Raw genomic sequence first — 17,401 nt, forward strand, 5'->3', positions numbered from 1 at the left:
GATGGCAATCGGGTGACGGCGTTCTTGACCAATGCTCCGCGGTTCAACGTGGCGTTCCTTGATGCTCGGCATCGTGCCCGTGGCCGGTGCGAAAATCGGATCAAAACGCTCAAGAGCACGGGGTTGGGCAAGCTGCCGTATTGGTCTTTTACCGCGAATCAGGCGTGGGCTGACCTGGCAATGTTCGCCTTGAACTTGGTCGCATGGCTGCAGCTAGCTGCGCTGCCCGGTGGTCATGGGGCTTCGGTGTGGGATCTGAAGCGGTGGCGGTACCGGCTGTTTTCGATGGCTGGGAAAATCGTCTCTGGTGGGCGGCAACGCCGGCTGTTGATCCCGGTGAGAGCACCAGAAGGCCAGTTGCTTTGCCAGTTGCAGGAAGGTATTGGTGTGTTGTTTCAGCGGTGGCGGCGCGGTGAGCTGGCTGCTTGAATTGGCGGTTGTCCTGTTGTTTCTTTGGTTTTGAAAGATCATTTCAGTCCAGGTCGGTGGAGCCTGGCACCCAGCGCTGGTGTTTCGGCGCTCTTTGGCGTGGGAAGAATCAGTAACGGCCGCCGGGAATCCTGGGTATCGGATTTCGGTGACCGTCAGAGACCTCATGAAAAATCTGGGCTAGAGCCAACACATGATGACCCGAAACATTGCGCTTCCATAGTCGGATGTGTTTAATGTGACTCAAGTGAAAGATGTGTATTGAAGTGGCAAGAGCAAATCTTGAGAATTCTTGCCACTGCCCCGTCGCTCGATCAGCAGGGAGCACGAAGCGCTAGTACGGGACACACTTCTACTCAAACTCGAAGTGCCGTCAGGCGCTCACCGCGATATTTGGGAGGTACTCATGCTGAACTTCAGCTATGAGGAAGCACTAAAGAATTTCTCGAGTCTTGTCGACAACGTAGTCTCTGAGCATGCTGTCGTCTCAGTTTCCAGGTCCCCGAGAGAATCTGTCGTCATGATCTCCAAAGATGATTATGATTCGATCCGCCAGTCTTCGCCGCGTCCTGCAACAGATACCTTGTGGGGCTCTTCACCCTCCCCCAGCGCGGCCCTGCTGCCGCATGCCCACAACTCCCTCGACGACTGGTTCTAGGGCCCTGCCACGCACTCGGGCCTGCTGCCCGGAGATGCGGCTTATTGATCAGCTACACATAGCATCCCGCCGCCTCCAGCGAATAGGCTCCACGTCCGCCATGCTCCGCACCGGCAACCCCTCGCGCCCTCAGGCTGCTCGGCCGACTTGCTGTCCAAGGTTTCCGGAACTAAAAAATCCCCGTGGGGATCCACTGAACTAGCGGACCGCCACGGGGATTTTCGCCTCTCGGGCGAGAGGAACTTGACCGGTCTACTTACCGAACCAGATGCCGATCTCACGTTCCGCCGACTCAACGGAGTCCGAACCGTGAACCAGGTTCTGCTGAACCTTCAGGCCCCAATCGCGACCGAAGTCACCGCGGATGGTGCCCGGTGCGGCGGTAGTTGGATCGGTGGTTCCCGCCAACGAACGGAAACCTGGGATAACGCCGTGGCCTTCGGCAACGATGGCGACGATCGGGCCCGAGAGCATGAACTCAACCAGCGGCTCGTAGAATGGCTTGCCTTCGTGCTCGGCATAGTGTTCGGCGAGCACCTCGCGCGAAGCGTTCAGCTGCTTCAGCTCGGCGATGCCGTAGCCCTTCGCTTCGACGCGAGCAAGGATCTGGCCGGTCAGGCCGCGCTTCACACCGTCTGGCTTGACGAGAATGAGAGTACGTTCGGTCATGTTTCTACCTCTTCGTTCTTAGATACTTTTGGTCTGCTTAAGATTCTACGTTCGGATGGGCACGGTCCCACTCTTGCTGGGCGGCCGCACGACGCTTATTCTCCAAGTCGATTTCCCCACCCTTCTTCAGCGCGTACCACCAGCACAGTCCGAAGAAGATCGACAGGTAGAACATGTCCACCAAGATGAACCCGCACAGGAAGAAGACCACCTGCAGGATCCAGCCGATCAGGTATCCCGCCGGTTTGCGGAGCAATGCGCAGGTGATGATGCACAGTACCGCCACGGCGGCGCCGAGGCTGAGCACCAGCGCAGGTTCGGCACGCTTGAGCCCGAAGGCGGCCAAGGTGACGAAGATTGCCAGAAACGCCTCGCAGGTCAATACGGTCGAAGCGAACATCACCTTGGTGGAGCGTTGCTTCTTCTTCATCCCCGGGCGCCATTCGCGTTGCGCCCTAGTTAGCTTGGCCATTAGGAGTTCTGCCCTCCCTTGAGCAGTAGTGAGATTTCGCCCACCAGTGTAATCGAACCGGTCACCAGGACGCCGCCGGCCAGGTCATCCCCGGCCTCGGCACGGCCCACGCACCATTCGACGGCGTCTTCAAGATTCTCGGTGACATGCAGGTCTTCTTCGGGCCAGCCGGCATCAACCGCCAGGGTGGCCAGTTCCCCCGCGGGAATGGCCCGCGGCGAGGAAGACTGGGTCAGGCATAGGTCATCAACCAGATCGCCGTACTCTTCACGCAAGGTGTAGAGCATCGCTTCGGCGTCCTTCTCGCGCAAGATCCCCACCATGAGCACCAGTCGGGAGAACCCGAAGGATTCCTTGATGGCTTCGGCGCTGGCTTTGAGGCCGTCCGTGTTGTGCCCCGCATCAACCAGGACGCTGGGCGCGCTGCGCACCAGTTCCAGACGGCCCGGGCTGGTAGTTGCGGCGAATCCGTTGCGGACCAGCTCAATATTCAGTTCACGTTCTCCGCCGCCGAGGAAGGCCTCGACCGCTGCCAGCGCCACGACGGCGTTCTGCGCCTGGTGCGCGCCGTACAGCGGCAGGTAAATCTCGTCGTAGCGAGCCGCCTGCCCCTCGATGGCCAATACCTGGCCGCCAACGCCCATGGTGCGCTCGATGAGCTTGAAATCCAGCGATTCGAAAGCCACGGGAACTTCAAGCTCGCGTACCTTGGCGAGCAGCACATCTGCCGCGTCCACCGGCTGGACCGCGGAGACCAGGTAACCGCCGGGCTTGAGGATCCCGATCTTCTCTTCGGCAATCAGCCCCGGGGTATCGCCCAGCAGGTCGGTGTGGTCCAAGGAAATCGGGGTGATCACCGAGACTTCGGCATCGGCCACGTTGGTCGCGTCGGTGATTCCGCCGAGGCCCACCTCCAGCACCACCACTTCCACCGGAACCTCGGCGAAGATCGCGAAGGCCAGAATGGTCACCGCTTCGAAGTAGGTCAACCGGTTTTCGCCGCGCTCGGACAACTCGGCATCCACCAGTTCCAGGAACGGTGAAATCTCATCCCAGACGCGGACGAAAGTCTCATCGGCAACGGGTTCCCCATCGATGCTGATCCGCTCGGTGACCTTCACCAGGTGCGGCGAGGAGTAGCGGCCGGTGCGGATATCGTGGGCCTGCAGCAGGGACTCGATCATCCGCGCGGTGGAGGTCTTCCCGTTGGTCCCGGTGATGTGGATGACCGGGGAGGACTTCTGCGGTTCGCCGAGGATCTCCATGGCACGGAACATCGGTTCCATGCGCGGTTCAATCTTATTTTCCGGCGCGCGCGCCAGTAGCTGCGCGTAAACGCGTTCTAGATCGCTCATACGGTGGGCTCCACTTCGATCTTCGCTTCGGTTAGCGCCCCGTTGGCAACTAGGTCCAGCTGGGCGGTTAAGGTTTCGCTGCTCAGCAGTTCGCGGTTCAATTCCAGCGCCGCCACCACCTCGGCGGAGGCGGTGATGACCGTGCGGATACGGTCCGAGACCTGCAGATCCGCTTCCTTACGGGCGGACTGGATCGCACGGATCATATCCCGGGCGGTGCCCTCGGCGGCCAGCTCGGTGGTGACCTCGGTATCGAGCACCAGGAAGCCTCCGTCGATGACCGCGGCGGCGATTTCGGCTGCCTCATCCACCACGGTGTCCAGGGCGTATTCGCCCTCGGCCAGCTCCAGGCCGCCGGCGGTGACCACACCGTCGGTCACCGACCAGTCGCCGGACTTGGCCCCCTTGATGGCCTGCTGCACGGACTTGCCCAGGCGCGGGCCGGCGGCGCGGGCGTTGACCACCAGCTGCTGGCTGATGCCGTAGCTGGCGGTGTCCACGCCTTCGGCGTCGATCAGCGTGACGCTCTTCAGGTTCAGCTCGTCCTTGATGATCGAAGCGTAGGTGCCTTCCAGTCGGGCAGCGTCGGTGAGCACCACCTTCAACTCCGCCAGCGGCAGGCGCACGCGCAGGTTCTTCGCCTTGCGCAGCGAGGAGCCCACCGAGCAGATCTTGCGGGTGGTTTCCATGGTTTCGAGCAATTGGGCATCTGCCGGGAAATCCGCGGCCTCTGGCCAATCGGTCAGGTGCACCGAGCGTTTCCCGGTCAGCCCGCGGTAGATCTCCTCGCTGGCCAGCGGCAGCAGCGAAGCGGCGACCTTCACCAGGGTTTCGAGCGCCGTGTACAGGGTGTCGAAGGCCTGGGTGTCTTCTTCGAAGAAACGCTGGCGGGACCGGCGCACATACCAGTTGGTCAGCGTGTCCATGTAGTGGCGTACCGCTTCGGTGGCTTCCGAGACCTCGTAGCCGTCCAGCGCCTCGGTGACTTCGCGGACCAGTGCCCCGGTGGCGGCCAGCATGTACTGGTCCAGCGGATCGGTGGAGCTGTGCGAGCGCTTCGCCTCGTAGCCGGCCCCGTTATTCGCGGAGTTGGTGTACAGGTTGAAGAAGTGCCACACGTTCCACAAGGGCAGCAGCACCTGGCGCACGCCGTCGCGGATTCCCTGTTCGGTGACAACCAGGTTGCCGCCGCGCAGGATCGGGGAGGACATCAGGAACCAGCGCATGGCGTCGGCGCCGTCGCGGTCCAGGACCTCGGTGACGTTCGGGTAGTTCTGCAGCGACTTGCTCATCTTCTGCCCGTCCGAGCCGAGCACGATGCCATGGGAGATCACGTTCGTGTAGGCGGGGCGGTCGAAGAGCGCGGTGGACAGCACGTGCATGGTGTAGAACCAGCCGCGGGTCTGCCCGATGTACTCCACGATGAAGTCCGCCGGGTGGTGCCCGGAATCAAACCATTCGCTGTTTTCGAAGGGGTAGTGCGCCTGGGCGTAAGGCATCGACCCGGAGTCGAACCAGACATCCAGCACGTCTTCGACGCGGGTGAGGGTGCCGGACTCGGCGCAGCCTTCGTGGGCGCGGGTCAGCTCGTCGATGAATGGGCGGTGCAGATCCGGCTGGCCCTCGTGGTTCAGCGGCAGGCGGCCGAAGAAGTTCTTGATTTCTTCCAGCGAACCGAAGACCTCGCGGTGCGTGCATTCGGCTCCCGAGCATTCCCAGACCGGGATCGGCGAACCCCAGTAGCGGTTGCGCGAGATGGACCAGTCGCGGGCGTTTTCCAGCCACTTGCCGAACTGGCCGTGCTTGACATTGCCCGGGATCCAGTTGATCTGCTCGTTGAGCTCGACCATGCGGTCCTTGATCTTGGTGACTTCCACGTACCACGAGGAGACGGCACGGTAGATCAGCGGGGTGCGGCAACGCCAGCAGTGCGGGTAGGAGTGCTCGTAGGAGGCCTGCTTGACTAGCTTGCCGTCTTCCTTGAGCACATTGGTGATGGTCTTGTTGGCCTCGAAGACCTGCACGCCCGCGATGTCGTTCAGCGGTCCGCCGGCGAACAGCGGCAGGAACTTCGCTCCCTCATCCACCGAGAGGATCACCGGGATGCCGTGCTCTTCGCAGACCTTCTGGTCATCTTCGCCGTAGGCCGGGGCCTGGTGCACGATGCCGGTACCGTCGGCGACGGTGACGTAGTCCGCGGTGACGATCTGCCAGGCGTTCTGCGTTTCGTACTTCTCCACGTCGGCGAAGGTGTCCCACAGTGGCGCGTAGCGCACGCCTGCAAGCTCGGAGCCCTGGTAGCTGGCGGTGATGGCGGCGGCCGCTTCCTTCACATCCTTGTAGCCAAGCTCCTTGGCGTAGGAGCCGAGCAGGTCGCGGGCCAGCAGGAACGGCCCGGCTGCCGCGGAGGCCTTCACTCCGGCCTCGCCTGCCGGAACCACCACGTACTCGATGCTTGGGTGGACCGCCAGCGCCGCGTTGGTTGGCAGGGTCCACGGGGTAGTCGTCCAGGCCAGGGCCTGCACGCCGGCCAGCGCCTGGGATGCCTCGGTTTCACCGGCAAGAACGGTGAAGCCCACGGTGACGGTCTGGTCCTGGCGGTTCTTGTAGACGTCGTCATCCATGCGCAGCTCATGGTTGGACAGCGGGGTCTCGTCCTTCCAGCAGTACGGCAGGACGCGGAAGCCCTGGTAGGTCAGCCCCTTGTCGCTGAGCTGCTTGAAGGCCCAGATGACCGATTCCATGTACTCGACGTTCAGCGTCTTGTAGTCGTTTTCGAAGTCGACCCAGCGCGCCTGGCGGGTGACGTAGTTCTGCCATTCGTCGGCATACTTCATCACCGAGGTACGGCAGGCGTCATTGAACTTGTCGATGCCCATGGATTCGATCTGCTGCTTGTCGGTCATGCCCAGCTGCTTCATGGCTTCCAGCTCGGCCGGCAGGCCGTGGGTATCCCAGCCGAAGCGGCGTTCGACGCGCTTGCCGCGCTGGGTCTGGTAGCGGGCTACCAAGTCCTTGACGTAGCCGGTGAGCAGGTGGCCGTAGTGCGGCAGGCCGTTGGCGAAGGGCGGACCGTCGTAGAAGACGAACTCTTCGCCCTCTCGCTGGTCGATGGAGGCCTGGAAGGTGTCATCGTTCTTCCAGTATTCGAGTACGCGCTTCTCAATTTCTGGGAAACGCGGTGAAGCCGGGGTTGAACCGGTCGGGTCGGTGGTGACCTTTGGGTAGAAGCTCATCGAAATGGCCATCCTTCAAGCGTAGGGGCGAAAAATCTTGCCTACGAGGACGGCACTTGGCCGCGGTACCACCCCGCTTATCCGCCACCGTGATGCTTGCGCACACAAGTGGCGAACCGCTTCTCATCAGCTATGACGGGCTGGTCCCGCTTGGTTCTACTAATTCGGGAGCAACAGAGCCATCCCGACGGTTCTTCCAAGGACTCCCCGGCGATATCCGGATCAACGTCGTATGCCTTCCAGTCTAGCGCGTCTTGCAGGCGCTGAAAACTCAATTCACGGCGATGAAAGCTGGATCACTCTCAACGTCTTCAACGTACCGCTGGATCTGCTTTTCGCCATCGCGCAGCGCAATGCGGTAGAGCAATACTGCCGCACCGGCGCCAAGCAGCAACCGCACCAAGGGCTCCAGCCCGGAAAGCAATGCCGCAGCGAGCGTCATGAGCACCAGGCAAATGAGCAGACGCGGCTTCATCGCGATACCCCGCAAATCCGGCCCCGCCTTGCGCTCAACCGCCAGACGCAGAACGCCGATGACCGCCAAGACGCCGGCTAGGCCAATCGCCCAAGACCAACTCAGAGTTCCTGCTTGCCCGGCAATGAACATGATCAGGGAAGTACCCGCCGCGCTTCGTCGAATGTTCAGCACTTGAGTCATCGGCCGCTTCCGTCCCTAGCATCTGGATATGACTGCCAGTTAATCAAACTTTGCGATAAACCTCAAGAACTAGCGAAACAAGCAATAGGTCAAAGACCCAAAATACGGCTTCCCCAACTTCGCGAGCAAGGCGAGCTGGCAGTTCGGTGAAACAAAAGGCGCCGCGCCGAAATCAGGTTGAGCCAGGGCCGCAATGCCCGGTGAATAGGGAAAATCAATTGTCCCTACATTTTCAGAATATAGCTTGCAGGGGGCCTTGCCGCAAGGCCCCCTGCAAGGCTCACAATAGGTATTTGTCCCCCACCGCGTTCGCAGCAAAAGACGGGAGCAAGAAATATGCGCACCGATCCGATTCACGGCTATTTCCTCCTATCCGAGCATACGGAGAACCAGCAAATAATCGAGCAAATTTTCGAAGATCAGCATCAACTTCGCCGCATCGCTCAGCGCCTGGACGCGCAGCGTCAGGAAGCGGCTCGGCGCATCGCCTCGCGCGGTCAAGACAGCGCCGGAAACCTGCAGCAGTCGCTCGAACGAGATGTTGACTTGCACCAGCTGGCCCGGAGGCTGCACACGCTCGAACGCTTGGGACCGGAGGCATGCTTGGGGTTCATGGTTGAGGCAAGCACCGGACGGCGCACTTACGTGGGCAGAATCGGACTCTCCGATGAAAACTCCGCGCAATTGCTGGTGGACTGGCGGGCACCGGCCGCCGAACCATTCTTCGCCGCCACGCACGCTCATCCGATGAATCTCTCCAGCCGGCGGCGCTATCGTTGGCGGCAAGGGGCCATTGTCGACTTCTGGGATGAGGTCTTCGACCTGGCGCAGCTCACCGCGAGCCCCTCCTTGGACGAACATTCCGCATTCCTGGCCTCCCTCGGTGCCAACCGGATTGGAAAAATGCAGGATGTGCTCTCAACCATCCAGGCAGATCAGGACGCCATCATCCGCGCCTCCGCCAATGGAGCGCTAGTGGTGGACGGCGGCCCCGGAACCGGGAAAACTGTCGTTGCGCTGCACCGCGCCGCCTACCTATTGCATGCCGACGCGCAGCTGCAAGGCCGTGGCGGTCGCGTGCTCGTACTCGGCCCGCACAATGCCTACACCGCCTACGTCGCAGATATTCTGCCAAACCTCGGCGAGGAAGACGTGCTCGTCTCCACCTTGCAGGCAATGGTTCCCGAAATTCGCGCGGCGCAAACCGAACCCTCCAGCGAGGTAGCGACGCTGAAGAACTCGGGAACCATGCTGTCATCCCTGCGCCGGGCGGTGAGCGTATTCGAACAGCCACCAGCCCAAGATCTGCTCGTCGAGACCCGGTGGGCCGATCTGCGGTTGACGGTGCAGCACTGGGAGAATGCCTTCGCGGCGGTCGAGCCGGGCAACAACCACAACGAGTCCCGGCTGCAGATTCGAGAGGCGCTCGAAGAAATCCTGCTCGAACAGCTTCCCGAAGGCTGCGCACCCGAGGAGCAAGTCCGGAGGGAACTGGCCCAGAACGTCCAGTTGGCACAAGCCTTCGAAGCGCACTGGCCGCTATTGGATCCGGCAAAACTGCTGAGCGCGCTGTACTCCATCCCGGCGCTGCTGCGCTACAGCGCACCGTGGCTCACCGATGAGCAATCCGAACTCTTGCTCCGCAAGGATCCGAGCCTGTTCACCGTCGAAGACGGGCCGTTACTAGATGCCGCGCGTTTCCTGGTGGGCGATCCGGACCTTGAGGCAGCGGCGCGTCGACACGAGGCCCGGCTGGCCTCCGAACGGGACCTGATGGGCCAGGTTATCGATGATTTAATTTCTGCCGCAGACGATATGGAAGATCTCTCATCCCAGCTGCGCCATGCGGACCTTCAAGAGACCTTGATTCGCCAGCGCACCGAAGCAGAACCGTCCCCGGACGCCTTGGCTGGGCCGTTCGCACATATCATCATCGACGAGGCGCAGGATCTCACCGAAGCGCAGTGGGCCATGGTGCGGCGGCGCTGCCCATCAGGGAGCCTGACGATCGTCGGCGACCGAGCCCAAGCCGCTGGCGGGTTCACCGAAACATGGGAACAGCGTCTGGCGCAAGCGGGCATTTCCCGTTGCCGTGTTGCCTCGTTAAGCGTGAACTACCGCACCACCGAACAGATCATGGACGCAGCCGAATCGGTGATTCGTGAGCAACTGCCAGATGCAAACGTGCCCACCTCGATCCGAACCGATGGTGCGGCGGTCATTTACGCCAGACCTGATCAGCAACAGGACCTTGTGCGGCGGTGGCAGCAGAATCACCCGCTCGGGGTCGGCGTAGTCATTGGCGACCCGGGCTTTAACGACACGGACCGGATCCGCGCGTTGAACCCAGAACAAGCCAAGGGACTTGAATTCGACCTGGTGGTCCTCAACCGCCCGGAGAATTTCGGCCCGGGAATTTCTGGAGCAGTGCACAGGTACATTGCGATGACCCGTGCCACCGCCCAATTGGTGATCCTCACCGACCAGCCGGGCTAGCGAGCCGGTGGCTGGCCGGGACAGCCTGCACTAGTATTGCCGCCATGTCTCCGGCTAGTTTGGATTCAGGAGACAAAATATGGGGGCGGGAAATGGATCACGGGCTTTTCGCGGTAATAGACACCGAAACCACCGGGCTATTTCCCGGTGCGCACGATCGAATCGCCGAGATTGCTGTGCTGACCATGGATCGCCAAGGACAGATCGTTGACCGTTGGGAAACACTGGTCAATCCCGGACGGGACCTTGGCAAGCAAAGCATCCATGGAATTCAGGCCCGCGACGTGCTGCAGGCTCCCAGCTTTGAGCAGATTGCAGACGAGTTGGAGTGGCGGCTTTCTGGCACCGTGGCGGTCGCCCACAACCTATCCTTCGACGCGCGATTCCTCGAAGCAGAGTTTGCCCGAGCAGGGCGCTCGCTTCCAGACTTCTACTTGCCCCGGGGACTGTGCACCATGCGCATGTCCCACCAGTTCCTGCAAGGAGCCGGACGATCCCTGCAAGACTGCTGCGACTCCTTTGGCATTACCTTGCAGCAGGCGCACAGCGCCGCGGGTGATGCCGAAGCAACGGCGGTATTGCTCTCACGGTACCTGGAGCTAGAGCCAACGCTGCCCGACTGGGACCAGCGCTTGGAGCAAGCCGCCAGCACACGATGGCGGAGGAAGGCCCCGGAAGTTCTGCTCGCCCCGGCAAAACGAAGCGTCGGCGATAGCGCCTCGGCGGAGCAGTTTTTAGAGCGCTTGGTCCAGCGCCTGCCCGAAATGACCGGCGCGGAGCAATTCGACGACTATCTTGCCGTGCTGGATCAAGCGTTGATCGACCGCTACCTCTCGGCCCATGAGCAAGCGCAACTTGTTGACCTGGCAGGCTCCTTGGGGATCGATCGGGCTCGGGCGGTGGAACTTCACCTGAATTACTTCGATTCATTGGTGACCGCGGCGTGGCATGACGGGGTACTCACCGGTGCCGAACGCTCGGATCTGCAACAGGTAGCCAAATTATTGGGCGTCAGCCAAGCCACGCTAGAGCAGGCATTGCTTACTCCCGCCCGCGGTGATTCCAAGGCCGCCGCGCAAAGCCCCGGTGTGGTTCAAAAGCGCTTGGAACCCGGGAGCCTCATTGTGTTGACCGGCGATATGAGCCGTCCGCGCGCGGAGATAGAATCCCTGCTAACCCAAGCTGGTTACCAGCCACACGCCGCGGTAACAAAGAAAGTCAGCATGCTGGTGGCGGCCGACCCGGATTCGCTATCCGGCAAGGCGCGCAAGGCACGCGACTATGGACTTCCGGTAGTCGGCGAACAGTATCTCTGGGACAACGTGTTCACCAACTAAACGGCGCTGTTCCCCGGGCAGAGCATGCCTCATGCTCTGCCCGGGGAACAGCCATTCCCGGAACTAGTTGGAGAAGGTATCGGCCAGCTTTCCGTCCGCGGTCCACAGGGCCAGCGAATCGCCGCCGTTGTTCAGCACGTTGGCGGTGCCGCCGTTATAGTAGGCGTCTTCCGCGTTGGTGCCCGGACCGGTGTACACGCGCAGCTCGTCGCCCGGTTCCAGCACGTACCCCTGACCAACCGGCAACAGGTTATTTCCAGCGTCTCGAACGAGGTAGCCGGAGACGTCGATGGTGCGCTTGCCGGTGTTGCTCAGCACCACATGCTCGCCGGTCTCGGCCTGGAGATCATTGCCCGGAACGTCGTTGACCGAATCGCCAATGACCACACCGTTATTCGATGGGAAAATTTTCTGCCCCTTCAAATGACGCTGAATCTCCCGGGGGAAATCACCGGTCAGGCGTTCCACGCCAAGATCCAACGAAGCCTGCGCGGCTTCGGCAGAGTTCACCGTATACACGCCCAAGCCCAGGCCCGCATCCTTCACACGCTGCGCGCCGGCTTTATCCAGGGTGCGGTAGTTGGTTCCGAAGGAATCGGCGAAAGCGGAAATTTCTGCCAACTCGGATTCGCTTGGAACGGTTCCTACCAGCTGCTGCAATGGAACCTCTGGAGCGATTTCTGCGAACTTCTTGTTCGACGTCGCATCGAAGCTGAGCACCTCGATCTTTCCGGATTCTTCCAATGCGCTCCACTGCGGATCGGTGGCCAGGTAGTCGGCGACCACTTGCTCGACCCCAGGAGAATTAGCTGGCGACTTGATCTCGATAAACACACCGGTTTCGCCGTTCAGCGCATCTGCAACCGCGTCGAAGTGAGGGATTCCTTCGCCGGTGAACTCCGCGGAGAAGTATGAACCTGCGTCAAGCTGCTGCAGCTCAGCCCAGGTGAAGGAGGTGATTGGGTCATCTTCGCGGCCGGGGAAGACCTCGGCCACATTGGTGGTGCGGGCGGGGGTATTGTCGTGGAAGATGAACGGGACCCCGTCGGCGGAGAGCTGGATATCGATCTCAACGAATTGGGCACCTGAACGGCTGCCGGCGTCTATCGCTGCGAGCGTGTTTTCCGGGGCCACCCCAGCGGCGCCACGGTGACCGATCAAGATGGTCTCGTCCTGATCACCCTTGGGCGCTGCCATTGCGGGGCTCAGTGCAGTTGTGGCTAAGCAGGCGGCCAACGCGCCTGCTGCGAGGGAACGTAGTTTCATCTCAGATATCTCCTTATTTTCTCAACGGGACTTCTGCCACGATCCCTGATCGAAACTACGCCCTGCCAAACGCGACATGAATCGGAACTAAAGAACTGGTGGAGCCCGAATTGAGCGCTGGTGTCCGCGAGATCAAAATCGTGCCGTAGAGCCACGTGGCTCTCCGTTTAGATAGAGTCAAAGACATGAATTCTTGTGCAAGGCAGAAGTTGTCGGGACGGTGGGGCTACCATGGACACCGCTGACGGCACCGTAACTTCGGCATGGGGCTGGGGGAAGTCTTCGGAAAGGATTTCCAAGCAACGCGCACTCTCTGTGCGCGCACTGCGTTGGGGCCAACACCTGATCACCGCGGTGCTCCTGCTCGTCGCACTGCTGCGAGCCATCTCCAGTCCAACCTCCGGCACCTGGCTAGCCGTCGCAGCGGCCACGCTATTCGGCCTGTGGTATCTTTTCGGATTTGTCGTGTTGAGATCCAAGGGAAGCACCAAACTTCCTGGATACTGGTTGGCGGTCTTGTTGGCCATCTGGGCTTTAGGCATGGTGGCCTCACCGGAATTCATGTGGCTGGCGTTCAGTCTCTGGCTGCTCATCGGACACCAGCTAGCCCTGGGGCTATCTGTGCTGTGGTCCGCTGCGGTCTACGTGGTGACGGTCGTAGCCCCGTTCCTCCATCAGGGAGAAACCACGGCTTCTGGAATTGTCGGCCCGCTAGTCGGCGGAACCTTCGCCTGGGGCATCTCGCGCGGTTACCTGCAACTGGAAAGCGACATCGCCGAGCGCAATGAACTGGTCTCCTCACTGCTGCGCGCCCATCAGGAAATGGCAGACCTCCAAGAAGAGCTGGCCCGCTCCCAGCATGAGGCCGGCGCCCTAGCCGAACGCACCCGCGTAGCACGAGAAATCCACGACACCATAGCCCAGCAGCTGTCTTCCATAGGCCTTCATGCCAAGGCGGCCCTGGATTCCCAACAAGCCCCGCAAGCTTTCCAGGCCCTGGACCGGATCGAGGCGCTCTCCGGTCAAGGACTCACCGACCTGCGTAGAATCATTACCGCGATGTCGCCCAGCGAACTAGATTCGCAAGCCCTGGCCGGGGCCTTGCGACGCATGCTGGTAGATTTCGAAAAGGACAGCTCGGTATCCAGCGAACTGCGCGTAGATGCCGAACTCCCCGTGTTGGATCCGGGCATACAGGTGGCGCTGCTGCGCACCGCTCAGTCCGCGCTCGCCAACGTACGCCGGCATGCGAAAGCCGCTAAAACCGTCGTTTCGCTAGTCGACACGGGAGACGCCATCAGACTCGATATCGTTGATGATGGCATTGGATTCAACCTGAGCAACTGGCAATCTACCCTCGGCAAGAACCTCGAATCCGGAGGATTCGGATTGCCCGCCATGCGCCAACGGCTACGCGAATTAGGTGGCGGGCTAGATATTGAAAGCACCTTGGGCGAAGGTACCGCACTGTCGGCTTATGTCCCATTGAAGAACCCAGAGGCGGGCAATTGATTAATCTGATGCTGGTTGACGACCATCCGATCGTGCGCACCGGGCTGCGCGCGCTATTCGCGAACTACGACGAAATTACCGTACGTTGCGAGGCAGGCAGTGGAGAAGAAGCGGTCGGCTTGGCCACCAAAAATCCGGTGGACGTCGTGTTGTGCGACCTCCGACTGGGTGAGGGAATGAACGGCGTCGCGACAACCGCTGCCTTGCGTGCGCTGCCAAATCCGCCACAGGTCCTCATCTTGACCACCTTCGACAAAGATGCCGAGATCCTGCAGTGCATCGAAGCCGGAGCCGCGGGGTATCTGCTCAAGGACGTCGCCGCGCAAACCATCATCGACTCGGTACGCCAAGCGGCTGCCGGATACACGGTACTGGCTCCCCAGATGGCTCAACGCGTCGTTGCCGGTCTGCGCAAACCAAAAATTACCTTGACCAGCAGAGAAACAGAAGTGCTCAAGCATCTGGCCACCGGTTCGAGCAACCGCGAAATTGCGCGTACGCTCTTCGTTTCCGAGGCGACGGTGAAGACCCATTTGGTGCATATTTTCGACAAGCTTCAGGCCCCTACCCGCACCGCAGCGGTGCAGGCCGCACGCAATCACGGACTAATTTAGCAACCAGCAAACTCCTGCGGTATCAACCGAACGGTTGACATGCAGTTCGAACGCTTCCACGATTCGCCAAACCCATATTTGGCATTGACTAGAAGTATGAAACATCCAGTCCTCACTTCGCTAGCGAACTCGCTCACCTCAAGGCGCGGTGCGCGCCTGTGGTTGCTCGGGGCGCTCGCTGTCATCCTCGCAGTTTTCGGTTTGCTAAGCTCCGCGCCGGCCGCCGAACGCAGCACCAGCACGCTGGTCAGCGGTTCCGATTCGGCCCAGGTCGAAAAGCTTCTGGAAGAGATTCCCGACTCCGGAAAGGAATCCGCATTGCTCGTCGCAGGCCATGGCGATCAGCACAGGCTCAGCAGCAACGACCTCAAGGGCCTTGAAGCAATCTCGGGCAAGCTGAGCACCGCGCTTCCCGTGGAGATCTCCAAGCCACTGCCCAGCGAAGACGGCCGGCTCTCCTTGCTCACGGCTTCCTGGGACAGCGCGGGAACCGACGCCGACCGGCAGCTCGTTACCGAGTTGCGTGAACAGATCAGCGCACACAATCATTCGGGATTCTTGATTGAGGTCTCCGGCGCGCCAGCGTTCGGGCTCGACCTGTCGGCCACCTTTGCCGGAGCCGACTTCACGCTACTTGCGGTAACCATCGGCATCGTTGCGGTGTTGCTGATCCTGACCTACCGCTCCCCGATCCTCTGGCTGATTCCACTGATCGTGGTGGCCTTGGCCGACCGCAGCGCGAGCCTCATCGCCAACGCACTTAGCCAGCCATTGAATCTGCACTTCGACTCCGGTGTACTGAGCGTCTTGGTCTTCGGCGCCGGCACCAACTATGCGCTGCTGCTGATTTCGCGCTACCGCGATGAACTGCATCAGCACGCCGATCACCGTGCCGCGCTCGCGAGCGCTTGGCGCAATAGCTTCGAAGCGATTGTCTCCTCGAACCTGACCGTGGTTTTCGCCCTGGCATCGTTGGCACTGGCGGTTATGGACGACACGCGCGGACTGGGAATTGCCTGCGCCGCCGGGCTGCTGATCGCGGCCGCGTTCAACCTGTTCGTGCTCACCCCGCTGCTGGCGCTATGCGGCCGCAAGGTGTTTTGGCCTTTGATCCCCCGACCGGATCAGGCTGCGGCAAAGCGCTCCCTATGGGGCAAGGCTGCCGCCGCGGTCATCAAGCGTCCGGTAGTGAACCTGTCGGCGCTGGTCCTCATCTTGGTGGTCCTCGCTTCGGCGCTCGGGGCAACCAACGTGGGGCTACGCCAGACCGAGCAGTTCCGGAGCGCCACCGAATCCTCTTCCGCCACCGAACGGCTCGCCGAGCACTTCCCGATCGGTGAAACCGCCCCGCTTACGATCCTGGCAGAACCTGGTACCGGAGAAGCGGTCGCCGCGGTAGCCGGAAAGGTGCCAGGCGTGGAGCGCGCCAACCTGCTGCCTGCGCTACCGGACTCCGGGCTTGAACGCGTGATGGTTATCGGCAACAGCGAATCCGGCTCTCCCGAGAGCTTTGAACTGGTCCAGTCGCTGCGCAATGCATTGAATCAGGTTTCCGGCGCCGAGGCGTTGGTCGGTGGATCCATTGCCGAAGCCTATGACGCGCACCAAAGCCACCTGCGTGACTTCGCGGTCATCGCGCCGCTGATCGTGCTTGTATGCCTGGCGATGCTCTGGGTAGTTACCGGCAAATTCCGCACGGCGCTGGTGTTGTCGCTGACTAACTTGCTCAGTGCTGCGGCCGCGGTTGGCTTGGGTTCCTTGCTCGGTTCCATGGTCTTCGACACGGCCGCCTTGGATGTCCAGGTGCCGCTGCTGGCCTTCGTCTTCCTGGTCGCGCTGGGTGTTGACTACACGATCTTCCTGACCCAACGCGTCAAGCAAGATGCGGCCCGGCTGCCACTGGATGAAGCGATCGTCAACGCAACGAGCCGGACCGGCGCCGTGATCACCAGTGCCGGCGTGGTCTTGGCCGGCGTTTTCGCCGCACTGTCCAGCCTGCCGCTGATGGTTCTTGGCCAGCTTGGCCTCATCGTTGGCCTCGGGGTTCTGTTGGACACCTTCGTGGTGCGAACCTTGCTCCTGCCGGCGCTATTCATCTTGCTGGGCCGTGCCAAGTCGCCGGTCTTCGGATACCGCGGCACCAGCATTACCCCCGAAAATTCTTCGAATGTCGAACTCATTGAAAGTGAAACCCATGCGTAAGCTCATCAACATCGCCTTTGCCTACATGCTCGTAGGAGTTGCTTCCGGACTCTTCTACCGCGAATTCACCAAGATCAATGAATTCCCCGAAGGCGGCTGGACGCAGCTGTCGGTGGTTCACACCCACTTGCTGGTCCTTGGATTCATCGTCACCTTGCTGGTCCTGCTGTTGGAGAAGGCCTTCAACCTCAGTGCCCACCGCAAGCTGTATGCCTGGTTCCTTGGCACCTACAACGCCGGAGTAATCCTGACCGCAGGAATGCAGGTCACCCACGGCATGCTCACCGTGCTGGGCCTTGAATCATCCAAGATGATCTCCGGCATCGCCGGGCTTGGACACATGGCCCTGACCGCAGGAATGATCTTGCTGTTCGTCTTGCTTCGCCGCAGCGTTCCGGCAGGCGCCAGGGTTGAGCCGGTCGAAAAGATCGCAGCCTAAAGGAAGTCTGTGCAAGGACTGGAGCTCAGGGGAGGGACAATTGTCCCTCCCCTGATTC

At 61.1% G+C, this 17,401-nt stretch carries 14 protein-coding genes; 8 read left to right on the forward strand and 6 right to left on the reverse strand.

Annotated elements, in window-relative coordinates:
• The coding region (locus CQ015_RS04515; RefSeq protein ID WP_181150353.1) for a transposase at positions 1 to 429 on the forward strand (429 nt) is incomplete at its 5' end.
• A gap of 406 nt (positions 430 to 835) precedes the next feature.
• On the forward strand, positions 836 to 1,087 hold the full coding sequence (locus CQ015_RS04520; RefSeq protein WP_105649498.1) for a type II toxin-antitoxin system Phd/YefM family antitoxin: 252 nt from the start codon (positions 836 to 838) through the stop codon (positions 1,085 to 1,087).
• A gap of 252 nt (positions 1,088 to 1,339) precedes the next feature.
• On the opposite strand, the gene ndk is transcribed toward CQ015_RS04520, so the two are convergent.
• From ndk to CQ015_RS04545, 5 genes are all read right to left on the reverse strand, one after another.
• A complete protein-coding gene (ndk, locus tag CQ015_RS04525; RefSeq protein WP_105552248.1) occupies positions 1,340 to 1,756 on the reverse strand; it encodes a nucleoside-diphosphate kinase in 417 nt (138 codons plus the stop codon).
• 37 nt (positions 1,757 to 1,793) lie between these two features.
• Positions 1,794 to 2,228 carry a DUF4233 domain-containing protein gene (locus tag CQ015_RS04530; protein WP_105649499.1) on the reverse strand — a complete coding sequence of 145 codons (435 nt, stop codon included), beginning with the start codon at positions 2,226 to 2,228 and terminating at the stop codon, positions 1,794 to 1,796.
• Positions 2,228 to 3,583, reverse strand: a complete 1,356-nt coding sequence (locus CQ015_RS04535) for a folylpolyglutamate synthase/dihydrofolate synthase family protein (RefSeq protein ID WP_105552250.1) — start codon at positions 3,581 to 3,583, stop codon at positions 2,228 to 2,230. Before CQ015_RS04535 ends, CQ015_RS04530 begins: the two co-directional genes overlap by 1 nt.
• The gene (ileS, locus tag CQ015_RS04540; RefSeq protein ID WP_105649500.1) at positions 3,580 to 6,819 is read right to left on the reverse strand and encodes an isoleucine--tRNA ligase; all 3,240 of its coding nucleotides are present in this window, start codon (positions 6,817 to 6,819) and stop codon (positions 3,580 to 3,582) included. The genes CQ015_RS04535 and ileS overlap by 4 nt, the downstream gene beginning before the upstream one ends.
• 271 nt (positions 6,820 to 7,090) lie before the next feature.
• Positions 7,091 to 7,477, reverse strand: a complete 387-nt coding sequence (locus CQ015_RS04545) for a hypothetical protein (protein WP_105649501.1) — start codon at positions 7,475 to 7,477, stop codon at positions 7,091 to 7,093.
• Between the two features lie 336 nt (positions 7,478 to 7,813).
• Here CQ015_RS04545 and helR point away from each other — a divergent pair, with 336 nt between their 5' ends.
• Both helR and CQ015_RS04560 read left to right on the forward strand, forming a co-directional pair.
• Positions 7,814 to 9,973: an RNA polymerase recycling motor ATPase HelR gene (gene helR / locus CQ015_RS04555; protein WP_181150354.1), complete on the forward strand. Its 2,160-nt coding sequence runs from the start codon at positions 7,814 to 7,816 to the stop codon at positions 9,971 to 9,973.
• Between the two features lie 92 nt (positions 9,974 to 10,065).
• Complete coding sequence (locus CQ015_RS04560) at positions 10,066 to 11,310, forward strand: exonuclease domain-containing protein (protein WP_105649504.1); 1,245 nt, start codon at positions 10,066 to 10,068, stop codon at positions 11,308 to 11,310.
• Between the two features lie 63 nt (positions 11,311 to 11,373).
• Here CQ015_RS04560 and CQ015_RS04565 read toward each other — a convergent pair whose 3' ends face one another.
• Complete coding sequence (locus tag CQ015_RS04565; RefSeq protein WP_105649505.1) at positions 11,374 to 12,576, reverse strand: glycerophosphodiester phosphodiesterase family protein; 1,203 nt, start codon at positions 12,574 to 12,576, stop codon at positions 11,374 to 11,376.
• 231 nt (positions 12,577 to 12,807) lie between these two features.
• On the opposite strand from CQ015_RS04565, the gene CQ015_RS04570 reads away from it, so the two are divergent.
• The 4 genes from CQ015_RS04570 to CQ015_RS04585 all read left to right on the forward strand — a co-directional run bounded on the left by CQ015_RS04570 (position 12,808) and on the right by CQ015_RS04585 (position 17,343).
• Positions 12,808 to 14,088, forward strand: a complete 1,281-nt coding sequence (locus CQ015_RS04570) for a sensor histidine kinase (protein ID WP_105649506.1) — start codon at positions 12,808 to 12,810, stop codon at positions 14,086 to 14,088.
• Positions 14,085 to 14,702, forward strand: a complete 618-nt coding sequence (locus CQ015_RS04575; protein ID WP_219844288.1) for a response regulator transcription factor — start codon at positions 14,085 to 14,087, stop codon at positions 14,700 to 14,702. Before CQ015_RS04570 ends, CQ015_RS04575 begins: the two co-directional genes overlap by 4 nt.
• Before the next feature lie 96 nt (positions 14,703 to 14,798).
• A complete protein-coding gene (locus CQ015_RS04580; RefSeq protein WP_181150355.1) occupies positions 14,799 to 16,904 on the forward strand; it encodes an MMPL family transporter in 2,106 nt (701 codons plus the stop codon).
• Positions 16,897 to 17,343, forward strand: coding sequence for a DUF2871 domain-containing protein (locus CQ015_RS04585; protein ID WP_105649509.1), 447 nt, complete (start codon positions 16,897 to 16,899; stop codon positions 17,341 to 17,343). The genes CQ015_RS04580 and CQ015_RS04585 overlap by 8 nt, the downstream gene beginning before the upstream one ends.
• Positions 17,344 to 17,401 lie beyond the last annotated feature (58 nt).

Source organism: Arthrobacter sp. MYb221 (assembly GCF_002979835.1).
In the GTDB taxonomy this organism is placed as follows: Bacteria; Actinomycetota; Actinomycetes; order Actinomycetales; family Micrococcaceae; genus Glutamicibacter.